The 236-nt window shown below is 77.1% G+C and carries 1 pseudogene; it reads right to left on the bottom strand.

The annotated features are described in order from the left end of the window. Positions 1 to 236, bottom strand: a pseudogene (locus tag ACYQ0J_RS13695) (tetratricopeptide repeat protein); the annotation flags it as partial.

Below are 236 nucleotides of genomic sequence, written 5' to 3'. Positions count from 1 at the left end.
GAGGAGGGCCCCCAGGTCCTGCCACACCCACCCCGCCCGCTCCCGGGCCAGGGAGGCCGCCTTCCGCACCAGCCGCAGGCCCTCCTCGTCCCCCAGGTGCCAGCGGGCCCAGCCCTTCAGCCTGAGCCACTCGGGGTTCTCCGGCTGGGGGTCCTGGTCCAGGGCCGCCTCGCCCTCCCGGTAGCGCCCGAGCTGGAGGAAGAGGCGGACGGCCTCGAGGTCCACCCGCCCGTCCG

It is taken from the genome of Thermus sp. FJN-A (assembly GCF_054655095.1).
Note: the sequence above shows the minus strand (reverse complement) of the source record. Positions and strands in the feature narration are given on the sequence as shown.